General features: G+C 39.0%; 15 protein-coding genes. 6 read left to right on the plus strand and 9 right to left on the minus strand.

Annotated features, from left to right (window positions below; translation table 11 throughout):
• Positions 1 to 2: 2 nt before the first annotated feature.
• The 3 genes from yghU to I6F10_RS09420 form a co-directional block, all read right to left on the minus strand.
• Positions 3 to 848 (minus strand): glutathione-dependent disulfide-bond oxidoreductase, encoded by an 846-nt coding sequence (gene yghU / locus I6F10_RS09410; RefSeq protein ID WP_002958173.1) that lies wholly within the window; start codon positions 846 to 848, stop codon positions 3 to 5.
• Positions 849 to 935: 87 nt separating this feature from the next.
• Complete coding sequence (locus I6F10_RS09415) at positions 936 to 1,517, minus strand: rhomboid family intramembrane serine protease (protein WP_010555361.1); 582 nt, start codon at positions 1,515 to 1,517, stop codon at positions 936 to 938.
• 116 nt (positions 1,518 to 1,633) lie between these two features.
• On the minus strand, positions 1,634 to 2,317 hold the full coding sequence (locus tag I6F10_RS09420; RefSeq protein ID WP_197098757.1) for a type 1 glutamine amidotransferase domain-containing protein: 684 nt from the start codon (positions 2,315 to 2,317) through the stop codon (positions 1,634 to 1,636).
• Positions 2,318 to 2,474: 157 nt separating this feature from the next.
• On the opposite strand from I6F10_RS09420, the gene I6F10_RS09425 reads away from it, so the two are divergent.
• Positions 2,475 to 3,398 carry a LysR family transcriptional regulator gene (locus I6F10_RS09425; RefSeq protein WP_024597041.1) on the plus strand — a complete coding sequence of 308 codons (924 nt, stop codon included), beginning with the start codon at positions 2,475 to 2,477 and terminating at the stop codon, positions 3,396 to 3,398.
• A gap of 20 nt (positions 3,399 to 3,418) precedes the next feature.
• Here I6F10_RS09425 and I6F10_RS09430 read toward each other — a convergent pair whose 3' ends face one another.
• From I6F10_RS09430 to I6F10_RS09455, 6 genes are all read right to left on the minus strand, one after another.
• Positions 3,419 to 4,153: a dienelactone hydrolase family protein gene (locus I6F10_RS09430; protein ID WP_197098758.1), complete on the minus strand. Its 735-nt coding sequence runs from the start codon at positions 4,151 to 4,153 to the stop codon at positions 3,419 to 3,421.
• A gap of 82 nt (positions 4,154 to 4,235) precedes the next feature.
• The gene (locus I6F10_RS09435) at positions 4,236 to 5,561 is read right to left on the minus strand and encodes a glycerophosphodiester phosphodiesterase family protein (protein ID WP_197098759.1); all 1,326 of its coding nucleotides are present in this window, start codon (positions 5,559 to 5,561) and stop codon (positions 4,236 to 4,238) included.
• Positions 5,562 to 5,629: 68 nt separating this feature from the next.
• Positions 5,630 to 6,481: a carboxylate/amino acid/amine transporter gene (locus tag I6F10_RS09440; RefSeq protein ID WP_197098760.1), complete on the minus strand. Its 852-nt coding sequence runs from the start codon at positions 6,479 to 6,481 to the stop codon at positions 5,630 to 5,632.
• A gap of 8 nt (positions 6,482 to 6,489) precedes the next feature.
• Complete coding sequence (locus I6F10_RS09445; RefSeq protein ID WP_197098761.1) at positions 6,490 to 7,146, minus strand: PDZ domain-containing protein; 657 nt, start codon at positions 7,144 to 7,146, stop codon at positions 6,490 to 6,492.
• Between the two features lie 97 nt (positions 7,147 to 7,243).
• Complete coding sequence (locus I6F10_RS09450) at positions 7,244 to 9,379, minus strand: M3 family metallopeptidase (protein ID WP_197098762.1); 2,136 nt, start codon at positions 9,377 to 9,379, stop codon at positions 7,244 to 7,246.
• Positions 9,380 to 9,592: 213 nt separating this feature from the next.
• Positions 9,593 to 9,799, minus strand: coding sequence for a hypothetical protein (locus tag I6F10_RS09455; protein ID WP_002958182.1), 207 nt, complete (start codon positions 9,797 to 9,799; stop codon positions 9,593 to 9,595).
• Between the two features lie 196 nt (positions 9,800 to 9,995).
• Here I6F10_RS09455 and I6F10_RS09460 point away from each other — a divergent pair, with 196 nt between their 5' ends.
• The 5 genes from I6F10_RS09460 to I6F10_RS09480 all read left to right on the plus strand — a co-directional run bounded on the left by I6F10_RS09460 (position 9,996) and on the right by I6F10_RS09480 (position 15,566).
• Entirely contained in the window at positions 9,996 to 10,856 is an 861-nt protein-coding gene (locus I6F10_RS09460; RefSeq protein ID WP_197098763.1) for a mechanosensitive ion channel family protein, read from the plus strand.
• 420 nt (positions 10,857 to 11,276) lie between these two features.
• Positions 11,277 to 13,553: a TonB-dependent receptor gene (locus I6F10_RS09465; RefSeq protein ID WP_197098764.1), complete on the plus strand. Its 2,277-nt coding sequence runs from the start codon at positions 11,277 to 11,279 to the stop codon at positions 13,551 to 13,553.
• Positions 13,554 to 13,658: 105 nt separating this feature from the next.
• On the plus strand, positions 13,659 to 13,958 hold the full coding sequence (locus tag I6F10_RS09470) for a hypothetical protein (RefSeq protein WP_002958185.1): 300 nt from the start codon (positions 13,659 to 13,661) through the stop codon (positions 13,956 to 13,958).
• Between the two features lie 75 nt (positions 13,959 to 14,033).
• Complete coding sequence (locus I6F10_RS09475) at positions 14,034 to 14,690, plus strand: HAD family hydrolase (RefSeq protein WP_197098765.1); 657 nt, start codon at positions 14,034 to 14,036, stop codon at positions 14,688 to 14,690.
• Positions 14,691 to 14,723: 33 nt separating this feature from the next.
• Positions 14,724 to 15,566: a DNA ligase gene (locus I6F10_RS09480; protein ID WP_024595668.1), complete on the plus strand. Its 843-nt coding sequence runs from the start codon at positions 14,724 to 14,726 to the stop codon at positions 15,564 to 15,566.
• Positions 15,567 to 15,573 lie beyond the last annotated feature (7 nt).

Genomic DNA, 15,573 nt, shown 5'->3' on the forward strand with positions numbered 1-15,573 from the left:
ATTTAACCTTCGAAATCACTATCGTTATGGCGCTCTGCCATTTGATCTTCTTCAGGGCCCCATGTGCGATTTACGCGGCGGCCGCGCTTTACAGCAGGGCGATCAGCAACTTGTTTTGCCCAACGAACAACATGAGTGTATGAGGCAACATCTAAAAATTCAGCTGCATCATATAAGTCGCCTAAAACAAGCGAGCCATACCAAGGCCAAATTGCAATATCGGCAATTGAGTATTCATCACCCGCCATGTATTCATTTTCGCTTAAATGACGATTTAACACGTCAAGTTGGCGTTTAGTTTCCATAGTAAAACGATCAATAGGGTATTGCATTTTACTTGGTGCGTAACTATAAAAGTGACCAAACCCACCACCTAAGTATGGCGCTGAGCCCATTTGCCAAAATAGCCAGTTACGACACTGCGTTTTAGCTTTTAAATCCTTAGGGATGAGTACATCAAATTTTTCAGCCAAATACTGTAAAATAGAACCTGATTCAAAGATGCGAGTAGGTGGTGTGGTTGAATGATCCATTAGCGCTGGGATTTTTGAGTTTGGATTAATATCAACAAAGTCAGATCCAAACTGATCGCCATCACCTATGTTTATTAAATATGCGTCATAGTCTGCATCGGTGCAACCAAGCTGTAAAAGCTCTTCAAACATGATTGTAGCTTTTTGGCCATTTGGCGTAGCAAGAGAATAAAGCTGAAATGCGTGCTCGCCAATAGGTAGAGTTTTGTCATGAGTCGCGCCTGCAATTGGGCGGTTAATGCTGGCAAATTTACCGCCACTTTCACTTTCCCACGTCCATACTTTTGGTGGCGTGTATTCGTTTTGATCACTCATAAATAACCTCAATGTTAAATGGAAATGTTTAATACTTACTCATAAATGTGGCCATAAAAAATTAATTAAAGGCCCTAAATATTTAATTTACCGACCTTTTAATTTATCGGCTTTTGCTAATCTATAACCTAAAAACAACCCGCTTAGCGCTCCAAATAAATGGCTTTCAAACGATACATGATAGCGCTGAGGTAAAACACCCCATATAAAACCGCTATAAAGTATAGCCACTACAACTGCAATTATAATTGATTTTAATGAGCGTCTTACTAAGCCGTAGCATAGAATAAAGCCCCATAAACCATATATAACACCGCTTAAACCAACATGTATGTTACTGCGCCCAAATGCCCAAACTAAAAGTCCACCGACTAGAGCGGTAAAAATAAATACGTTATAAAAACGTTTTACGCTGTACTGGCAAATTAGCCAACTTAATACTACAAATGGGATCATATTACTGGCAAAGTGCCACCAGCTACCATGTAAAAAAGGTGCGCATAGTATGCCAATTAATCCTTGGATACTGCGTGGATATATGCCTAAACCATTAAGATTTATGCCAGGTAGACTATTGATCACCTGTAGTACGAAGCAAATAACAACAATACTAAATATTGCGAAACGGGTACTAGTTAGTAATGACAGTGTGGTTGGCTTGGTTGCCATATAATCGCCCTAATTGACTTTAAGAGTTGCCAGTATAGGAATTGTATTTGCTAATGAAAAGCAATTAAAAAAGCACAGCATAAAATGCTGTGCTTAATTTTAATTATTACTCACTATTAACCTAATTTAGTTAATAGTTTTTTTGCAGCTAGTTCAGAGCTTGCTGGGTTTTGCCCGGTAATTACTAAACCGTCTTCTAGTGCTAATACACTCCAGTCGTCAGTTTTTTGATAATCGCCACCTTTTTTAATTAGCTCGTCTTCAACTAAAAATGGCACGATATCGGTAAGTTGGACTGCAGCTTCTTCAGAGTTAGTAAAACCAGTTACTTTTTTACCCGCTACTAGTGCATTACCATCGGCATCTTTAACATTTAAAAATGCAGCACTTGCATGGCATACCGCAGCAACAGGTTTTTGCTCTTTTACAAAGCTTTCGATAAGTGAAATTGAATCTGTGTTGTCAACCAAGTCCCATAATGGACCGTGACCGCCTGGGTAAAATACAGCGTCAAAATCGCTAGATTTAACTTCACTTAACACTTTAGTGTTTGCCATTAATGTTTGCGCCGCGCTGTCTGCGTCGTAACGTTTTGTTGCATCTGTTTGAAAATCAGAAAGTGTACTTGTCGGATCAATGGGTGGTTGGCCGCCAGCTGGAGACGCTAATGTTACTTCAACGCCTGCATCAACAAATGCGTAATAAGGGGCTGCAAATTCTTCTACCCAAAAACCTGTTTTTTCGCCAGTGTTACCAAGTTCTGCGTGAGATGTAAGAACCATAAGTATTTTTTTAGACATTGAATATATTCCTTCTGATGATTTAAATTAGTTTATTTTGCTTACCAATTACTATATGCACTAACACTGCTTTAAACAACGATGATAAATTTAACTTTATTGATTTAATTATTGATACAATAAAAAGGTTGAATTTAAAACACACTATGGATCATTTATGAAAGTGTCGTTTGAGCAGTTAAAGAGCATGGTTGTATTTGCACAAATTGTAGAGCAGGGCAGCTTAACCGCTGCTGCCAAACAGCTAGGGCTTACGCGAGCAGTTGCAAGTTATCATTTAAAAAAATTAGAAACGCAGCTTGAAGTTACTTTACTAAATCGCTCAACCCGTACCATGGCGCTCACTGAAGCGGGTATTGCTTATTATGAGCGTTGTAGAATAATTACCGAACAAGCTAATGCGGCTAATCAGCAAATAGAAAATATAAAGAGCGAGCCACAAGGTTTACTTAAAATTAGTTGCCCAGTAAATGTGGGAATGCAATTAATTGTGCCTGCAATAAATACGTTTAAGCGCCAATATCCTAAGATTCAAATAGACTTACAGCTTACTGACGATGTGGTTGATATTATTAAAAATGGGTTTGATTTTGCAATTAGAGGCGTGGCACTGAGTGACTCTAACTTGCAGGCAACCAAGCTGACTACAATGAGCACTTGTATTTGTGGCGCGCCGGAATACTTTGCACATTTTGGTAAACCTAAAACGCCTTTAGAGTTAGCAGAGCACCAATGGGTCGTTTATCAATTGGGCAGTAAAACATTAACACTTCAAAAAGATGGCAAAAAACACGATATTACAATGCAAGGCGCCTTAAGCACCAATAATGCCGCTGCTCGTACTGCTTTTGTTGAAGCAGGGCATGGTATTGGGCGTATTCCGCTTTACGATGCGTGGCCAAAAGTGCAAGCTGGACTGCTTGAAATAATATTAGATGATTATAAAAGCAAAGATATTGAGCTTTACGGGGTATTTCCGCCAGGAGCAGCGGGCTCTAAAAAGCTACGATTGTTCATTGATTACTTAAAAGCATATTTTGTAAAGCAGCATACCGCTTTAGGTATGCTGAAAAGTACTTAATGAGTAGTTTTTTAAAGCATTTATAAAGTTCGGCTAAATAATGCCACCGCTTGTTGATACATATTTATCGCAAGGGCTGCATCGTATCGCTCACCTTCATCACGCATAAAGGCATGCTGTGCGTTAACTTCCTGCCACTGGTGATTGATGCCCGTGCTTACACATTGTTGGTATATTTTAGCGCGGCCTTCCTGTGACACATGCGGGTCTTGTTTACCCCATATAAAGTGAATTTCGCCTTGTATATCAGCCATACGCTCGAATGAGTTATTTCCAGGTTGCGCAGGTAACGTATTGCTGTGAATATCAGTTGCGTATAAACAAAAAGCCGCATTAATTTCAGGATTTAGTGCCGCTCTGTAAGCTAAGTGACCGCCAATACATACGCCCATTGCGCCGACGGAGCCTGTGCAATAGCTTTGTAATCTAATGAAGTCGATCATAGTTTGTGTGTCACTGTCGTGGTGCTCAAGTGGCTTTGCCCATTTGTCGGCATTGCCTTTGTCTTTACCTGTATCATCATAAGCAAGCATAGTGCCTATAGGGTTTAACTCATGAAACACTTCAGGCACTAACACTGCAAAGCCATGGCTTGCTAAAATAGCTGCGCTGCGTGCGATGGGGGCAGTTTGCTGAAATATTTCAGAATAAAAAATGATAGCAGGAAACTGTCCTTGCGCTTGAGGGCGATATACAGTTGTTCGCATTAAACCTGTCGGTGTTGGCAAGTCAGCATTATGTTGTTGGATTATCATAAAAAGCGCTCAGTAAAATAAAATTATATATGCTGATATGGTAACTGAGCGCGATAAAATAAACGACTTTTGTAGTCTGTTTTTAAATACTTGCAGGCATTTTATTACAGCTGGCGTAATAACTTACCGTAGCCGGCCAATCTGAAAAAATACCCATTACCCCCACGTCCTTTGCGAGTACGTCGACTACTGTCATCATGTCGCCATCGTTATCTATAACATCAGCAATTGATTGATAGTAATAACCGCCACCTTCATTAAGCGGGCCCGAGCGCTCAAGGCTCCATGCAATAAGCTTTAAACCAGCTGCTTTTGCGTCAATAGCGTATTGCGATGGCACAATATTACTTTCGTTATCTATTGTTAGCATCATCCAAATTGGAGGAGCTAAAATCTTAACGCCATCGGCAACAAGTTCATCCATGCTCGGTTGCCATGTTTGTGGGTTACTTGGATCAAATCCAGCTTCACTGTCACGTCCATCTAGGTAAACGCTTTTGTCTGCAAAGTCAGGGTTGTTGTTAATCCAGTATTTTACGTCTTCAAGGTTAAATGATTGCGGATAAACTTTTGAGGCTGGCACACCCATTTGCGTGTACTCGTTTAGCATTTTTTGTGCATATTGTTCTTGTGTCATTCCATCAAATGGCATACTTACTTGTGGCGATTTTAGCTCTGGTGTCATTTTTACACCTAGCTCATTAAATAGTGCAATGCTTTGTTTATGGGTCATCAATGTGCCGCTGGTGGCATATAAATCAGTGCGCCAGCTTGGTGTGCCATCCATGTAATCGGCAACGGTCGTTGCATTAGTGTTTGCACCATCCATTTTACCTTCGAGGGTTAAAAACTCCGCTAAGCCTATATCGCTGGTACAACATTTTGCAGAAGCGGCAATACCATTAGCAGGGTCGGCTGGTGTAAATGGCACACTGCATTTAGCTGCAAGCTCAGGAATGGCTAAAATATTAGTTGTGGTATGTAAATCGCATTGAGAGTGGCGACAAACAAGCTCTTTGTCGTTTGTAAATGTAACATCGCATTCAACAATGCCAGCGCCCATTCTCGCTGCCGCAATGTAGGCTTCTTTAGTGTGTTCTGGGTATTGCATTGATGCACCGCGATGACCAATAGAAAAATCGGTGCGGTAAAAAGGACCTTCGCTGCATGACTCTAACTTTGTTTTTAGTGTGCTTTGCGCCATATCGTTAACTAAATAGTCAGGGCGAGTCCCTAGTTGAATATTTACTCCTTCAGCAACCTCTACAACAATAGGCGTAGGTACTTCAACAATTTCCACTTCGGTGTTGGTAACAACCACTTCTTTTTCTACTATTTCTACATCGTCATCGCAGCCAGCAAGTGTGGCTAACAATATACAGCTTGTCAGTAGGGTAATACGTTTCATTGTTTATCCTTAAAAGTAAAATTTGTACTACCTTAATGATTATTAGTGACAATTTTGCTACAAGCTTATTAATTTACTTTTTTATTAAGCATTTGATTGACCAATAATGCACCTAACATTATAGCTGCCCCAATACTTAACCTGACTATATCGGCATCTCGGTTCCAGATCAGCACGTTAATTATAATTCCAGCTGGGATAAGCAAGTTATTCATAACTGCCAAAGCACCTACGTTGACAAGGGTTGCGCCTTTGTTCCACATAAAGTAACCAAGTCCTGATGCAACCAACCCTAAATAAATTAGTATGCCCCACTGTGTAGAAGTGGTTGGTAATTTGTTTGAGTTACCAAATAATGCATAGCAAATTGTGGCAATAATAAGTGCGCCTATAAAAAACCACCCAAATACGGTTTTATCATCAAGCTGATTGTTCATCATTAAGCGTTTATAGGTCACTTGGCCTACAGCAAAACTGATATTAGCGCCTTGAACGAGCAATAATCCGGTTATGAAGTTGTTATTTAGGTTTTCGTAACGAATAGTAATTGCACCGATTACAGCAATAAGTGCGACTATAAAAAAGCGTGGGTTAAAGCGTCTGTTCAATGCATCATTTAGCAGGGTAATGTACAAAGGAGTCATTACAGTAAATAGCAGTACTTCGGGAACGGTTAAAAATAAAAATGAGTGGTAGTAAAAGCTATACATAACACCAAGTTGTATAGCGCCAATCAGCATAAGCTTTAAGGCTAAAGGTTTAGGCGTTTGTTTGAGCTTTAAAAAAGGTAAAAAAATCAGTGTTGCCAGTGCTATGCGTATTAATACGCTAAACCAAGCGTCAACTTGTCCTGCTAAGTACACACCAATTAAACTAAACGAAAATGCCCAAAGTAGGGTAACTGAAAATAAATAGCCCATAGCTGATATTATTCACTTTTCTTAAGTGTTACTTTGGTTTTAAATTTATTATTATTGTTATCAATATATTCAATTTCAATAATGTCATTAGGCTTTTTAGTAGCGATCTCTTGCTGAAATATAGAAGTGTTATTAAAGTATCTGCCATTAATAGTTAAAAGTTTCATGCCTTCTTTAAGGCCTGCTTCATCGGCAGCTGAGTTTGAAGTAACGTATTTAATAAGACCGTTGTTGTCCGCAATAATACCAAACCTTACTTTTGAGTAGATGGCTGCAATACCATATAAGTGCGGTCGTTGTATTTGATTGGTAAGCATAACACCATTACCGTAAGTACCAAGAATTTCATCCTTTGATATTTCTTTATTCGTAATTAGTACTATTTCGGCTCCAGCTTTCGACGCTTCTTCTTTTAATGTATTAATTAATACTTCATTGTTGGCGTAACCATTTCCATGAGCTGCAATATTAGCTAGCTCAATAATCGGGCGCGAGGGCAAGTTATCTAGCGTATAAACTTCAATTTCATTTGGTGTAACATTCACTCTTTCAACGTTTGAAGCCAGCGGGCGAAGTTCATGGACACCTTTAGCCATACCGCATGCATTTAATAATAATATCAATAATGTTATAGATACGGCTCTAAAATAGATAATAAAGTTCATTTCATTCCTTGAATATATTTATGGGTATATATTGAGTTAATCATAAGCTAAAAAGTAAGAATGAGAGTATATACTCCCATCCTTACAAATATAAAACTTAATTAACCAAACCACGGCGCTTAAGTAGTGCGTCGGTCGTTGGTTTTTGACCTCTAAACTCGATGTAACTTTGCATTAAGTCGCGGCTATTACCTTTTGATAGGATTTCTTTACGGAACTTATCACCATTTTTACGTGTTAAGCCGCCGTTGTTTTCCATGTGTGCAAAGGCATCGGCTGCAAATACTTCAGTCCAAAGGTATGCGTAGTAACCCGCAGAGTAACCACCGGCAAATGTATGGCTAAAGTAGTTTGATTTATAACGCGGTGGTACAGGGTAGTAATCAATACCGTGTGCTTTTAGCGCATCGCTTTCAAACTTTTGAACATCAGTAATTTTTTTATCTGAGCCAAACGAGTGCCATTCCATATCAAGTAGTGCTGCTGCTAAATATTCAGTGGTACCAAAACCTTGGTTGAATTTTTGCGATGCAAGTACTTTATCAAGTAAAGCTTGTGGAATTGGCTCACCAGTTTTGTAGTGTTTGGCGTAGTTAGCAAGTACCGTAGGTTCAATCATCCAATCTTCATTCGCTTGCGACGGAAACTCAACAAAGTCACGCGCTGTAGCAGTACCCGCTAAGCTTGGGTATTTAACGTCAGAGAATAAACCGTGCGCCGCATGACCAAACTCATGAAACATAGTTGACACTTCGTCAAACGTCATTAACGTTGGCTCGCCTTCAGCAGGTTTTGGAATGTTTTGGGCATTGTAAATTACAGGTTTAGTGCCTTTTAAGCCGCTTTGACTTACGTAAGCGCTCATCCATGCACCGCCACGTTTACCTTCACGTGCGTATGGGTCTAAGTAAAATAAACCGATGGCGCTGCCGTCAGCGTTAAATACTTCGTAGGCTGTAACATCTTCATGATAAACCGGTAAGTCTTTACGCTCTTTAAATGTAATACCGTATAGCTTATTCATCGCAAAGAATAAACCATCGTGAATTACAGAATCCATTTCAAAGTAAGGCTTAACAAGGGCAGGATCTAAGTCGTACTTTTCAGCACGTACTTTTTCTGCGTAAAAAGCCCAATCCCATGGTTTAAGCTCAAAGCTTTCGCCTGAATCGTTAATTACTTTTTGAATAGCAGCGGCTTCAATTTTAGCTTTTTCAACGGCTTTTGGTGCTAGGTCATCTAAAATGCCGTACACGTTGTCAGTTGTTTGCGCCATACGCGAAGTCATTACATACGATGCCCAATCTTTAAACCCTAGTAGCTCTGCTTTTTGAGCGCGTAGGTTTGTTTCTTCAATAATAATTGGGCCGTTAGTTTTTGCTGCACGGTTAGCAGAGGCTTTAAAAATTTGCTCACGTAGGTCGCGGTTTTCAAGGCTTGATAAAATTGGCTGTTGAGTCGTATTTACTAGCGTGATCATGTAGCCGTCTTTACCTGCTTTTTTAGCAGCGGCCGCAAGACCTGCAATTTCACCTTCAGAAAGGCCAGCAAGTTCAGATTTATCGGTAACTACAATGACATCTTCTTTATTTGATTTTAAAATGTTTTGAGAAAACGCAGTAGAAAGCTCTGCAAGTTGTGAGTTGATTTCACGCATTTTTGCTTTTTCAGCGTCATTTAATTTAGCGCCTGCTTTTACAAATTGCTTATAGTAAAAATCTACAAGGCGTTGATCTTCAGCATTAAGCGAGTCTTTGTTGTCGTAAATAGTTTGTACGCGCTTGAATAATGCACCATTTAAGTAAATGTCGTCAGAGTGAGCAGAAAAAACAGGCGCCATTTTTTTGCTTATGCGTAGATATTCATCATCTGAAATTAAACCAGATAGGTTGTCAAAAGCAGCCGATACACGGTTTAGTAGCTCGCCAGACATTTCCATTTCAACTAATGTATTTTTAAAAGTTGCAGGAGCTGGGTTGTTAGCAATAGCTTGTATTTGCGCAGTATGCTGAGCAATACCCGCATCAAAGCCGGCTTCGTAGTCTTTTGTACCAAACTTATCAAACTCAGGTGCCATGTATTGTAATGGGCTTGGTTTGAATAAAACATTGTTTGCGTTCATGTCTTGCACTTGTGCTGCGCCTTCTTTTGCCATGTTTTGTGTATCGTTAGATGAACAGGCAGATAGTATTAAAGCACTAGCAATAGTAGTGGCGATCAGGGTTTTACGCATAATAACTCCATAAAAAGATTAGCCGAAATAGGCTTTGCGAGTCGAAAAACCTAGTTAACTTATCAAATTTGTGGGTTTATACAATAAAGTTTATCGGTATTAAGGGGGATTTGAACGCAAATTAGCTAATAATTAGTACTAAGGTGGGTAAAAGTAGCTCTAAAATTAAACATTAAAGCTACTTAATTATACGATTGTGTGTTTGAGAAGGAGTTAGTTATAACCTAAAACAAATTTTTTCTCTGAGCCAAAGCTATTAGATTGCTGCCCAAACTCTTTATTAATAGTTGCTAGAGTTTGCTCTTGTTCGGCCAGCAAGCACAAAACTTTATTTCGGTAATCTAGGCTGCTTTCAAACAATTTTAAATCTACCTGCGGCTGCAAAGTAGCGAGTCTTTGATTTAGAGTAAGTTGTGTCATATGTGATCTCCAGTGCTTGTACACTATTTATATAGCATTCGGTGCAATAAAGAGTTAATAAATTGTTTATAAAATTCATATTGAACTTATTAACTTGGCGTTTTAGTTATATTATGACGTGCTAAGCTTAGTGAAAACTGAACCACACTTATTTCTAGTGAACAAATAACGATCAAAAAAGATATTGGGAACACTTATGACTCTCGAACAAATTAATCAATACTTAGCCTTTGTAATATTCACTTATAACGATGTGAATATTACAGTTGCAAAGGTAATTCAAGTGCCACTTATATTGTTTGCTATTTGGTTTGTAGTCACACGTATTGGCAAGCTCATTAAAAAAACATTACTTGCTAAAAAAATAAGCCAAGATGCAGTGCATTTGTTTACTCGAATTTACTTTATTTTAAGTATCGCCATTTTAATTTTTACATCGCTTGAAGTGCTCAGCATCCCGCTTACTGCATTTGCTTTTGTATCCGGTGCAATAGCCATTGGTGTAGGTTTTGGTGCACAAAATATTATCAATAACTTTATTAGTGGCTGGATATTGATGTGGGAGCGCCCAATTCGCATTGGTGACTTTTTAGAAGTGGGTAACGCAAAGGGCATAGTTGAAACTATTAATACGCGTTCTACACGTATTCGCCGAAATGACGGCGTACACATGCTTATACCTAATTCTCAATTGCTCGAAAATACAGTAACAAACTGGACACTGATAGATGGCAATGCACGCTCATCGGTCAGTGTCGGCGTTGCGTATGGTTCAGACGTTATACTGGTTAAAAAGCTTATCCAGCAAGTGCTTGATGATCATGATGCAATATTGGTTAACCCAAAGTCATCAGTGTTATTTGATGACTTTGCAGATAGCTCTTTAGTATTTAATGCTATTTTTTGGGTATGCGCTGAGTCTGAAACTATGCTTAGAAAAGTGCGCAGTGATATTCGTTTTAGTATTTATGCTGTATTTGAAGAGCATGATGTAGTGATTGCGTTTCCGCAGCGCGATATTCATATAGATGGGGAAATTGCTTTTAAGCGCTCATAGTTCAAATATAGTTAATATTTAAAGTCGCTCTTGGGCGGCTTTTAATAAAATCACAGGTGTTTCTATTTTAGGTTAACATGTAAAACAATCCCTTTTTCCTACTTCATTTCATTAAATACAATAAAGGACATATGTCCTTAGTATTGTGATTTCGCATCTAAATAGTGATAAAAACACGTGATTTCGTAGTTAAATGTTGCAAAAAAGTTTCTAATTATGTCTATATTTATGCAGTAAAATTGTCACACAATGATATAATCTTAATCGTTCGTTCAGCCTTATAACATCGTTTTTGTACTCTCGGTAATAAGGTCCGCGCGCATGACGCAAGTCGCGAAAAATTGAACGAGCCCGCAATGAATACATTGCGCAACACAAAAAACCGTTGAACAAGAGTGCACAAAAAAGGTTAAACCCAACATGAAAGCAATGAAAAGATCTACGTTAGCTACCCTAATCAATGCAACGTTGTTCTCTGCAGTAGCAGGTACTTCATTTTCTTCTTTAGCTGCTGAAGAAGAAACAGCTAAAAAAAGTAATCAACTAGAAGTTATTCAAGTAACAGCTCGTAAACGTGTAGAAAACGCTCAAGAAGTACCTGTAGCAGTCTCTGCATTACAAGGCGATAACCTTGATGCATACAGCTCTGCGGGTATGGATATTCGTTTTTTAAATGCGAAAATTCCAAGTTTATCTATTGAATCTTCATTTGGTCGTTCATTCCCACGCTTTTACGTTCGTGGTTTAGGTAATACCGATTTCGATTTGAATGCATCACAACCAGTATCACTTGTTGTTGATGAAGTAGTTCAAGAAAATGCAATTTTAAAAGGCTTCCCAGTATTTGATGTTGAACGCGTAGAAGTATTACGTGGACCACAGGGAACTTTATTTGGACGTAACACGCCAGCTGGCCTTGTTAAGTTTGATACTGTTAAACCAAGCCAAGAATTTGATGGTTATGGCTCTGTTTCATACGGTAGCCGTGGCGCTGTAGACACAAGTGGTGCTGTAGGTGGTGCTTTAACTGACCGTTTATCTGCTCGTGTTTCATTATTATGGCAAGATAAAGACGATTACATTGATAACCAAGCGCCAGGCTTTGAAGCTAAAGACGAGCAAGGTGGTTACACTGAAAAAGCGGCACGTGTTCAGTTTTTATATGAAGGCGATGATTTTACTGCTTTATTAAACTATCACACACGTGACTTAGATGGCTCACCAATTGCCTTTCGTGCGAATGTAATTAAAACGGGTACTAATGAGCTAGTAGATAACTACGAAAGTGATGTTGTTTATCAAGATGCGGCATCTCGCTCTACTCAACAAGTAGAATCTGAAGGCGCGAGCTTAAAGCTTGAGTGGGAACTTAAAAACCACACAATCACGTCTATCTCCGCATGGGAAAGCGCTGAAATATATTCTCGTGCCGATATCGATGGTGGCTACGGCGGCTTCTCAATAGATGGAGTTCCAGTTGCTATGGGACCAGGTTCTATTCCATTTTCTAATGAAAGTGCTGATGGCATTCCAGAGCACGATCAGTTAACGCAAGAGCTACGTTTATCTAGTAACTTTGATGGTGATTTAAATTATCAAGTAGGTGTATTTTACTTTGATGAAGAGCTAACGATTGAAAACTTCAGCTACGATACATTCTCAACACCTAATGCTGGTGCTTTAAATGGTTATGTTCGCCAACAACAAGACACAACTGCATGGGCTGTATTTGGTTCTGTAGATTATACTTTTTCAGATGATTTAAAAGTAACAGCGGGCCTTCGTTACTCTGATGATGATAAAGATTTTGTAGCTGATCGTACACTTAGCCCAATTGGTGGCGGTGCATTACTTGTAGAGCGTGATGTTAGTGACGACCATGTTAGCTGGGATTTATCTGCAAACTATAAAGTAAACGACGATGTTAACTGGTACGGCCGTGTAGCAAACAGCTTCCGCGCACCTAGTTTACAAGGTCGTATTTTATTTGGTGATGACGTTACAACAGCTGAGTCAGAAACGGTAACATCGTACGAGACAGGTATTAAATCAGACGTGCTAGACGGCCAAGGCCGTGTAAATGCTACTGTGTTTTACTACACGATGGACGACCAACAGCTTACTGCTGTAGGCGGTGGTGCTAACTTTAACCGTTTAGTTAATGCTGATAAAACGACTGGCTATGGTTTTGAGTTAGATACGCAGTGGGTATTAAGCGATGAGTTTAATGCAACGTTTAACTTAAGCTACAATAAAACAGAAATTAAAGATAACGATTTAGCTGTCGCTGTTTGTGCTCAATGTACTGTAACTGACCCAATTAATGGTTCTGGTCTTGCTGTACTTGATGGTAATAGCTTACCGCATGCTCCTGAGTGGATCTCTAACTTTACGCTTCGCTACACTAAAGAACTTGCCGATGGTAACTTCTTCGCAAGCGGTGATATTTTTTATCGTAGTAAAATCAATATGTTCCTTTACGAATCAGTAGAGTTTGAAGGTAAAGAGCTTATTGAAACAGGCCTTCGTACAGGTTACACATGGTCTGAAGGCGATTACGAATACGAAGTTGCTGCGTTTGTTCGTAACTTATTTGACGAGCAACAAGTTATTGGCGCTGTAGATTTCAATAACAATACAGGTATTGTTAACGAAGAGCGTTATGTTGGTGCTGAATTTAAAGTTAACTTCTTCTAGAGATAACCTTAAATTATATTAATTTTTAAAAGCCTGCCTTGTGCAGGCTTTTATGTTTTTATAAAGCTGGTAAAGTAGCGTTAATTAATTTAAAGAGATAAAAAGATGGCTGGATTTTGGAATTACCGTGTAATTTTTTGTGAAGCAACGAAAGACGAAGCAGCGCAATATCAAATACATGAAGTAGAATATAACCTAAATGGTAAAGTAACTAACTGGTCAGAAACTGGCGCAGCCCCTTTTGGAACAACCTTAGATGAGTTGAAAGATGACTCTGAGCGTTTAAAAACTGCATTTGATAAACCAGTACTTAAAGTTGTACGTAAAACGCGTGGCTACGAGCTTGTTGATGTTGAAACGGGTGAGGAAGCAACGGGTGAGCCGCCAGCAGGCTTAACGCAATAACTGTATTTATATAAAAGGTGCTTAAGGCGCCTTTTTTATTGTCAAAATTTAGCACAAGTTAAATAAGGAATGAGGATGACTTTAAAAGCAATATTATTTGATATGGATGGCACATTAGTTGATTCAGAAAGCATGCACTTTGTATGCTGGAGTAAATTACTTAAACCCTACGGTGTTAGTTATTTAGAAAATGATTTTTGTCAGCGCTTTTCGGGACGGCCCACTTTAGAAGCCGCAATCGAAATTAAGCAAGAGCATAACTTATCGGTAAGTGCACAGTTTTTAGCAGATGAAAAATACCGTTTATTTGGTGAATATGTAGTAACACATTTACCGCCACTGATGCCATTTACAGAGCAAACATTGAAAGCTGTAAAAGCGAGTGGCTTAAAAATGGCGCTAGTAACAGGCAGTGCTAAAAGTGAAGCTATGCCAATACTGAAAGGCTTAGAGTTTTATGAGCTGTTTGATACGGTGGTTACAAAAGATGATGTAACTAATCCTAAACCTGCAGGGGATCCGTATTTACTGGCACTTGAGCAGATAAATATACAACCTGGCAATGCAATTGCTGTTGAAGATACTTACACAGGGGTAACAGCTGCTAATAATGCTTTGTTACGTGTGGTAGCCATTGCCAATAGCCATACTAAAGATCACGACTTTAGCCAAGCTACCTATCAAATGAGCAACTTAGATGAGTTTTGGCAATGGGCGCAATCTCAACTATAGTTTAAGCCAACTTTTACGTGCTTGGATGCGCCAATGTTTACTATTAAACACCTGCTTTTAATTGTTATTGTACTTTTTACGCAATGCATAAGTGCAGCACAACCGTCTGTTTTACTGGCTAAAGTATATGACGAAACGAAGCATTATGATGTAAGTAAATATTTAGTCAGTGAAAAATATGATGGCGTAAGAGCTATCTGGACCGGCACGCAGTTTGTCACTCGTAAGGGTAATATTATCAATGCGCCAAGTTGGTTTACAGTGCCATTGCCAAATGTATGGCTTGATGGTGAGCTGTGGACTAAACGTGAGCACTTTTCTGCGCTGAGTGGCATAGTCAGAACTAAAAAACCTAATAATCATGATTGGCAAACTATTACTTATAAAGTATTTGATATGCCAGATAAAAATCTGCCTTTTAGCACTCGCTATAAAAACTATAATGAGCTTATTACTAGCCTAAACTCGCCGCACATTAGTGCTGTAGTTCAATATAGCTTTACAAATAATGAGCAGCTTACAGAGTATTTTGAGAACATAACTAAGCAGGGCGGCGAGGGCGTAATGCTTCATTTGGCCAGCGCGAAGCACAGCAATGGAAGAAGTAATGCATTACTAAAATTAAAACCTTATTTAGATGCAGAAGCGGTTGTAATTGCGCACTTACCAGGCAAAGGTAAATATCAAGGTATGTTAGGTGCATTGAGGGTAAAAACAGCGCAGGGGCAGGTATTTTCTATTGGTACTGGGTTTAATGATGCACAGCGCTCCATTCCACCGGAGATTGGTAGTACTGTAACGTACCGATTTCATGGCTTAACAAAAAATGGGTTACCGCGTTTTGCTAGTTTTTTACGGGTCAGAGATAGTTTATAACATTTAT

Source organism: Pseudoalteromonas sp. SWYJZ98, assembly GCF_015864495.1.
Taxonomy (GTDB): Bacteria; Pseudomonadota; Gammaproteobacteria; order Enterobacterales; family Alteromonadaceae; genus Pseudoalteromonas; species Pseudoalteromonas distincta.

What these genes read in the sequence shown, in the direction of transcription:
- yghU (WP_002958173.1), bottom strand. Translation starts at nt 848, where the DNA reads ATGAGTGATCAAAACGAATACACGCCACCAAAAGTATGGACGTGGGAA.
- I6F10_RS09415 (WP_010555361.1), bottom strand. Translation starts at nt 1,517, where the DNA reads ATGGCAACCAAGCCAACCACACTGTCATTACTAACTAGTACCCGTTTC.
- I6F10_RS09420 (WP_197098757.1), bottom strand. Translation starts at nt 2,317, where the DNA reads ATGTCTAAAAAAATACTTATGGTTCTTACATCTCACGCAGAACTTGGT.
- I6F10_RS09425 (WP_024597041.1), top strand. Translation starts at nt 2,475, where the DNA reads ATGAAAGTGTCGTTTGAGCAGTTAAAGAGCATGGTTGTATTTGCACAA.
- I6F10_RS09430 (WP_197098758.1), bottom strand. Translation starts at nt 4,153, where the DNA reads ATGATAATCCAACAACATAATGCTGACTTGCCAACACCGACAGGTTTA.
- I6F10_RS09435 (WP_197098759.1), bottom strand. Translation starts at nt 5,561, where the DNA reads ATGAAACGTATTACCCTACTGACAAGCTGTATATTGTTAGCCACACTT.
- I6F10_RS09440 (WP_197098760.1), bottom strand. Translation starts at nt 6,481, where the DNA reads ATGGGCTATTTATTTTCAGTTACCCTACTTTGGGCATTTTCGTTTAGT.
- I6F10_RS09445 (WP_197098761.1), bottom strand. Translation starts at nt 7,146, where the DNA reads ATGAACTTTATTATCTATTTTAGAGCCGTATCTATAACATTATTGATA.
- I6F10_RS09450 (WP_197098762.1), bottom strand. Translation starts at nt 9,379, where the DNA reads ATGCGTAAAACCCTGATCGCCACTACTATTGCTAGTGCTTTAATACTA.
- I6F10_RS09455 (WP_002958182.1), bottom strand. Translation starts at nt 9,799, where the DNA reads ATGACACAACTTACTCTAAATCAAAGACTCGCTACTTTGCAGCCGCAG.
- I6F10_RS09460 (WP_197098763.1), top strand. Translation starts at nt 9,996, where the DNA reads ATGACTCTCGAACAAATTAATCAATACTTAGCCTTTGTAATATTCACT.
- I6F10_RS09465 (WP_197098764.1), top strand. Translation starts at nt 11,277, where the DNA reads ATGAAAGCAATGAAAAGATCTACGTTAGCTACCCTAATCAATGCAACG.
- I6F10_RS09470 (WP_002958185.1), top strand. Translation starts at nt 13,659, where the DNA reads ATGGCTGGATTTTGGAATTACCGTGTAATTTTTTGTGAAGCAACGAAA.
- I6F10_RS09475 (WP_197098765.1), top strand. Translation starts at nt 14,034, where the DNA reads ATGACTTTAAAAGCAATATTATTTGATATGGATGGCACATTAGTTGAT.
- I6F10_RS09480 (WP_024595668.1), top strand. Translation starts at nt 14,724, where the DNA reads ATGTTTACTATTAAACACCTGCTTTTAATTGTTATTGTACTTTTTACG.